The 6696-nt window shown below is 70.2% G+C and carries 5 protein-coding genes; 3 read left to right on the top strand and 2 right to left on the bottom strand.

Annotation, left to right across the window (positions count from 1 at the left end):
• Positions 1–209, top strand: a 209-nt coding sequence (locus ACLEQD_RS07990; protein WP_410382932.1) for a hypothetical protein, incomplete at its 5' end; no start/stop codon positions are given.
• A gap of 85 nt (positions 210–294) precedes the next feature.
• Here ACLEQD_RS07990 and glmS read toward each other — a convergent pair.
• Complete coding sequence (glmS, locus tag ACLEQD_RS07985) at positions 295–2130, bottom strand: glutamine--fructose-6-phosphate transaminase (isomerizing) (RefSeq protein ID WP_410382931.1); 1836 nt, start codon at positions 2128–2130, stop codon at positions 295–297.
• A 114-nt stretch (positions 2131–2244) separates the two neighbouring features.
• Positions 2245–3645 carry a bifunctional UDP-N-acetylglucosamine diphosphorylase/glucosamine-1-phosphate N-acetyltransferase GlmU gene (gene glmU, locus ACLEQD_RS07980; RefSeq protein ID WP_410382930.1) on the bottom strand — a complete coding sequence of 467 codons (1401 nt, stop codon included), beginning with the start codon at positions 3643–3645 and terminating at the stop codon, positions 2245–2247.
• A 390-nt stretch (positions 3646–4035) separates the two neighbouring features.
• On the opposite strand from glmU, the gene ggt reads away from it, so the two are divergent.
• Both ggt and ACLEQD_RS07970 read left to right on the top strand, forming a co-directional pair.
• Positions 4036–5799 (top strand): gamma-glutamyltransferase, encoded by a 1764-nt coding sequence (gene ggt, locus ACLEQD_RS07975; protein ID WP_410382929.1) that lies wholly within the window; start codon positions 4036–4038, stop codon positions 5797–5799.
• A gap of 20 nt (positions 5800–5819) precedes the next feature.
• Positions 5820–6602, top strand: coding sequence for a TatD family hydrolase (locus ACLEQD_RS07970; protein WP_410382928.1), 783 nt, complete (start codon positions 5820–5822; stop codon positions 6600–6602).
• Positions 6603–6696: the final 94 nt, after the last annotated feature.

The following is a 6696-nucleotide window of genomic DNA, read 5'->3' as shown; positions in this document are numbered from 1 at the left end:
GCCCAGCAGCCCGCGCCACCGCCCACGGAGGCCCCCGTGCCGCGGAGCCCGCGCAACCCGAGGCCCCGCCCCTGCCCACCGAAACACGCCGCGCGGAGCCCCCGCTCACCGACGAGGATCGCGAGGTGGTGGAGAACCTGGAGCTCCTGGAGTCGCTGGACGCCGCCGCCGACCTGGAGGTCCTGCTGGAGCTGGCGGACGACAAGTAGCACCGCGCCGGAAACGAAGGAGCCCGGGCCCCCCGTGAAGGGAGTCCGGGCTCTTTCGCGTTTCAGGCGCTGAAGCCGTGAAGCGCTACTCGACGGTCACGCTCTTGGCCAGGTTGCGCGGCTGGTCCACGTCGTTCCCGCGCATCTCCGCCACATGGTACGCGAGCAGCTGGAGCGGGATGGTGGCCACCACCGGCGCGAGCAGCGCGCAGGCGGCGGGGATGCGGATGACGTGGTCGGCCAGGCTGTCCGCCTGGTTGTCGTCCTCGTCGAGGATGGCGATGACCTTGCCGCCGCGCGCGCGGACCTCCTCGATGTTGCCGATGATCTTCTCGTAGGCGATGTGCGGCTGCTTCGGCGCGATGACCACGACGGGCATCTTCTCGTCGATGAGCGCGATGGGGCCGTGCTTCATCTCACCGCCCGCGTAGCCCTCCGCGTGGATGTACGAAATCTCCTTCAGCTTGAGCGCGCCCTCCAGCGCCACCGGGTGCATGGGGCCGCGGCCGAGGAAGAGGAAGTCCTGCGCGTTCATGAACTCGCGCGCGACGCGCTTCACCTGCGGCTCGCACTTGAGGACGTCCTCAATCATCTTCGGCACCTGGGTCAGGTGCGTCAGGTGCTCCTGCGCGGCCTCCACGGACAGCGTGCCGCGCATGCGGCCCAGCTTCACCGCCAAGAGGTACAGCGTCACCAGCTGCGTGGTGAACGCCTTGGTGGACGCGACGCCGATCTCCGGGCCCGCGTTCGTGAGGACGTGCAGGTTCGCCTCGCGCGTCATCGCGCTGCCGATGACGTTGCAGATGGCCATGGCGTGCGCGCCCAGCCGCTTCGCCTCCTTGAAGGCCGCGAGCGTGTCCGCCGTCTCACCGGACTGGCTGATGGCGATGACCAGGTGGCTCTTCTCCACGATGGGGTCGCGGTAGCGGAACTCGCTGGCCAGCTCCACCTCCACCGGCAGCCGCGCCAGCGCTTCAATCATGTGCTTGCCGGCCACGCCCGAGTGCCAGGACGTGCCGCAGGCCAGGATGGTGACCTTGGTGAAGGACTTCACCTGCTCCTGCGTGAGGTTCCAGGTCTCGAAGTGGACGTCGCCCTCGGTGAGGAGCATCCGGCCGCGCAGCGTGTCCGCGATGGCGCGGGGCTGCTCGTGGATCTCCTTGTGCATGAAGTGCTTGTAGCCGCCCTTCTCCGCCATCATCGGCGTCCAGTCGATGCGGCGCGTGGGGCGGTTCACCAGCTTCCCGTCGCGGTTGAAGATGTCGACCTTGGCGGCGGTGACGACGGCCAGGTCACCCTCCTCCATGTAGACGAAGTCGCGCGTGTGCTCGAGCAGCGCGGGCACGTCGCTGGCCACGAAGTTCTGGCCCTCGCCCAGGCCCAGCACCATGGGCGACGCGTCCTTCGTGCACACGATGCGGCCCGGGTCGTTGGAGCACACCACCACGAGGCCGTAGGTGCCCTTCACCTGCTTGATGGCCGCGCGGACGGCGTCCGGCAGGTCCACGCCGCGCTCCACCTCCGCGGAGATGAGGTGCGCGAACACCTCCGAGTCCGTCTCCGACGAGAAGACGTGGCCCTGCGCGCGCAGCTCCGCCTTGAGCGCCAGGTGGTTCTCGATGATGCCGTTGTGCACCACCGCCACGTTCTTGTACGTGTGCGGGTGGGCGTTCTCGTCGGAGGGACGGCCGTGCGTCGCCCAGCGCGTGTGGCCGATGCCGGTGGTGCCCTTGGGCAGGTCCTGCACCACGCGGTTCTCCAGGTTGCGCAGCTTGCCCGTGGCGCGCACCACGTTGAGCTGGTTGCCGCCGACCACCGCGACGCCCGCGGAGTCATAGCCCCGGTACTCGAGCTTCTTCAGGCCCGACACCAGGATGGGAGCAGATTCCTTGTCACCGACGTAGCCAACAATCCCGCACATGTTCTTCCTGCCTCTTTCTCGTCCCGCGGCCGCCGGAGCAAACCACGGGAATCCCGTTCACGCCCAACACGCCCGACCCCGCCCCGCCGACCGAACAGCAGGCGAGCACTCTTGCTAACCAGCCTTCACCTTCGCCTGCCGCGCCTTCTTGGCCGCCACCCAGCCCTCCTTCACCACCTGCGGCGCGCGGGACACAGCGAGGCTCCCAGGAGGCACATTTTTCGTCACCGTGGAGCCCGCGCCGACATACCCGCCGTCCCCCACCTTCACCGGCGCCACCAGCTGCGAGTCCGAGCCGATGAAGACCCCGTCGCCCAGCTCCGTCAGGTGCTTGTTCACCCCGTCATAGTTACAGGTGATGGTGCCCGCGCCGATGTTGCAGCCGGCGCCGATGTTCGCGTCGCCCAGGTAAGTCAGGTGGTTGGCCTTGCTGCCCTTGCCGATGCGGGCCTTCTTCGTCTCCACGAAGTTCCCCAGATGCACTTCCTCTGCCAACTCCGTGGCGGGGCGCAGCCGGGAGAACGGGCCGATGATGCACCGCTCACCCACACGCGCCTCCTCCAGGACGGAGTAGGGCTTGATGTGCGTGCCGTCCGCCACGTGGGAGGCCGTGAGCACGCTGCCCTGGCCGATGGTGACGTTCTTCCCGATGACGGTGCCGGCCATCAGCGACACGCTGGGGCCAATCTCCGTATCGGTGCCGATGGTGATGCCCTCTTCGATGTACGCGGTGGCCGGGTCCTGGATGGACACGCCCGCGCGCATGTGGGCTTCGTTGATGCGCTGCTGGAGGACGCGGGCGCGCGCCGCCAGCTCCACCTTGTCGTTCACGCCCGCGGTCTCCGTGGCGTCCGCGTCCACCGCGCCCACGGGGCCTTGGCGAGCGGCCATCTCCACCAGGTCGGTGAGGTAGTACTCGCCCTGCGCGTTGACGGGTTTGATCTCCGCCAGCGCCTTCCAGAGGAAGGCCGCGTCCACGGAGTAGATGCCCGCGTTGCACTCCTTCACCGCGCGCTGCTCCGGGGTGCAGTCCTTGTGCTCCACGATGCGCGCCACCTTGCCGCCCTCGCGGATGACGCGGCCGTAGCCGGTGGGGTCCGTAAGCGTGGTGGACACCAGCGCCAGCACCCCGCCCGCGGCGTCGTGCGCGGACAGGAGCGCCTGGAGCGTCTCCTTGCGCAAGAGCGGCACGTCTCCGTAGAGGATGAGCACGCGGCCGTCATGGCCCTTGAGCGCGTCCTCTGCCGCCTTCACCGCGTCCGCGGTGCCGCGCTGCTCCTTCTGGAGCGCGAAGCGCAGGGGCGCGTCCGGGAAGTGGGCGCGGATGGAGCGCTCCACCTCCGAAGCCTGGTGGCCCACCACCGGCACCACCTGCGAGGCGCCCAGTTCCAGGGCCCGCTTCAAGGGATAGGCGCAGAGGGGCCGGCCGAGGATGGGGTGAAGGACCTTGGCCTTCTCCGACTTCATCCGCGTGCCCTTGCCCGCGCACAGCACAACCGCTGCCAGAGCTGTCATATGCGGCGGAGAATTAGGGACCGCCGATCAACTCGTCAACCGCGCCCGGACGTCAAAACAGCTCGCGGGGCTTCAGCAGGAGGCCGGGCGCTGACTGCCACACACAACGTGTTGCATTGGACCGTGATGCCGAAGCGCGGCTTGTAGAACGTCGTCAGCCGCGCCGGCGTGGAGGCCACGGTCGGAACCGGCGCCGGGCTTTCCACGGGGTTCGGAGGACTCATGAGCACCGCCCGTTGCCACACATGGAGCAAGCCTGCCCCGCTTGCGCTCACAATCCAAGGAAAAAAATGTTGTCTTGTTGAAATCCTGGTCCGGGCGCGGCGCATGGTGCATTAGGGAACGGCTGGAAATCACAAGGAAAGGCGTCCACAGGTGGTGAAAGCACACATGGGAGCCGCGGGAGGCAAGCCGTTCCGCGCACTGGGACTCGCGGTGTTGCTGGTGGCGACGCAGGCGGGGGCGGCACGTCCCTACCGGGGGGGTGCGGTGGCCACGGCCTATCCGCCCGCGAGCCAGGCCGCGCTCCAGATGCTGGAGAAGGGCGGCAACGCGGTGGACGCGGCGGTGGCGGCGGCGTTCGTGGCGGCGGTGGTGGGGCCCTACCACTCCGGCGTGGGCGGCGGCGGGTTCGCGCTGGTGCACGACGCGAAGTCGGGAGGCACCCAGGTGCTGGACTTCCGGGAGGTGGCTCCGAAGGGCGCCTCGCGCGACATGTACCTCAAGGACGGCGCGCTGGTGCCGGGGCTGTCCACGGACGGCGCCCTGAGCGTGGCGGTGCCGGGCGCGGTGGCGGGCTACCTGGAGCTGCTCGCGAAGCACGGCAAGCTCAAGCCCGCGGTGGTGCTGGCCCCGGCCATCCGGCTGGCGAAGCAGGGCTTCTGGGTGACGCCCAAGTACCAGCAGATGGCCACGGGCCGGGCGGAGTGCCTGCGCCAGGACCCGGAGGCCGCGCGCATCTTCCTCAAGCCCAACGCGCAGGGGACGCCGGACGTGCCGCCGCTGGGGCACCTCCTCAAGCAGCCGGACCTGGCGCGCACGCTGGAGCGGGTCGCGAAGGGCGGCGCCAAGGCCTTCTATTCGGGCCCGGTGGCGCAGGCGCTGGTGAAGACGGTGAAGGACGCGGGCGGGCTGCTCACGCAGGAGGACCTGACGGCGTACCGGACGCGCAGCCCCGCGCCGCTGGAGACGACCTACCGGGGCCACCGCATCCTCACCATGCCGCCGCCCAGCGCGGGCGGGCTGGCGGTGGTGCAGGTGCTGGGCATGCTCCAGCAGCTGCGGCCGCAGGGCGTGCCCTACCGCGACCCGGAGTCGCTGCACCTCTACGTGGAGGCGGTGCGGCGCGCGTACGTGGACCGCGCGAAGTACCTGGGCGACCCGGCCTTCGTGAAGGTGCCGCTGGAGCGGCTGACGTCGCCCGGCCACCTCGCGGACCTGGCGGGGAGCATCGACCCGAAGAAGGCCACGGCCAGCGCGTCGCTGCTGGCGCCGGTGACGGGCGGGCCGGCCTCCACGCTGAGGAAGGACGCGGGGCCCCTCACGCCGGAGCCGGAGAGGAAGAACACCACGCACATCTCCGTCATCGACAAGGACGGCAACGCGGTGGCGATGACGACCACGGTCAACTACAGCTTCGGCTCGTGCCTCGTGGCGAAGGGCACCGGCGTGCTCCTCAATGATCAGATGGACGACTTCGCCGCGCAGCCGGGCGTGCCCAACGCGTACGGGCTCGTCACCGGGGAGCCCAACGCCATCCAGGCCGGCAAGGTGCCCCTGTCCTCCATGTCCCCCACGCTGGTGTTCGCCAAGGAGGACCCGAAGCGGGTGATGCTGGCGGTGGGCAGCCCCGGCGGCTCCACCATCCCCACCACCGTCATCCAGGCCATCAGCAACGTGGTGGACCACGGCATGGACGTGACGCGCGCGGTGGCCACGGGCCGCCTGCACCACCAGTACCTCCCGGACGAGCTGTGGGTGGACAAGTGGGGCCTGGAGCCGGCGACGCTGTCCGCGCTGGAGGCGAAGGGCCACAAGGTTCGCCGGCTGGACGGCTGGGGTGACGCGGAGGCCGTCTACAGCGACCCGCGCACGAACCTGCGCTATTCCTCCAGCGACCCGCGCAACGAGGGCGCCGCGACGGGCCAGGACTGACGCCAGGAGACCCCAAGCCCGTGCCCGAGCCGATCCCGCTCTTCGACGCGCACCTCCACCCGGAGGCCCTGACCGACCAGGACCTGGAGTCCATGCGCTTCTTCGGCGTGGAGCGGGCCCTGGTGGTGGCGCACCACTTCCCGGAGCCCACGGCCAAGGCGCTGCGCCAGCACTTCGACCAGCTGGTGGACAAGCAGCTGCCGCGCCTGGAGCGGCTGGGCATCCGCGCCTGGGCCGCCCTGGGCGTGCACCCGCGCTGCATCCCGCGCCGGGGGCTGTCGGAGGTCTTGAGCCACCTGCCGGACTACTTCGAGGGCGGCCGGGTGGTGGCCCTGGGGGAGACGGGGCTGCACGTGGGCGGCGAGGAGGAGGAAGAGGCCTTCCTGGAGCAGCTGGCCCTGGCCCGCCAGCTCAAGCTGCGCGTGGTGGTGCACACGCCGCTCAAGGACAAGGAGCGCCACACGCGGCGCATCCTCACGCTCCTGCGCCAGTCCGGCGTGCTGCCGTCACGCGCGCTGGTGGACCACGCCAACGCGCGCACCGTGCGGACCATCCTGGAGGTGGGCCACTGGGCGGGGCTCACCCTGCACCCGGAGGCCCTCCAGGCGGACCGGGCGGTGGCCCTGGTGCGGCGGCTGGGCAGCGAGCGCCTGGTGCTGGACTCGGACGCGGGCGACGGCGCGGGCGACATCCTGGGGCTCGCGCGCACGGCGAACCTCCTGGGCAAGGCGAAGCTGTCCGAGCGCATCGTCCGGCGGGTCACCCGGGACAACGCCGCCCGCTTCTTCCAGATCCACGACTGAGCGCGCCATTCGCGCGCCGTGCGGGTGGAGCGCGGTGCGTTGAAAAGTGGACGCGCCCCCGGCCCTGTCAGCGCTGTAAATGCGACGGGCCCCA

The organism is Corallococcus sp. 4LFB (assembly GCF_046520365.1).
Classification (GTDB): domain Bacteria; phylum Myxococcota; class Myxococcia; order Myxococcales; family Myxococcaceae; genus Corallococcus; species Corallococcus caeni.
This window is presented reverse-complemented; position numbering and strand designations above follow the sequence as displayed.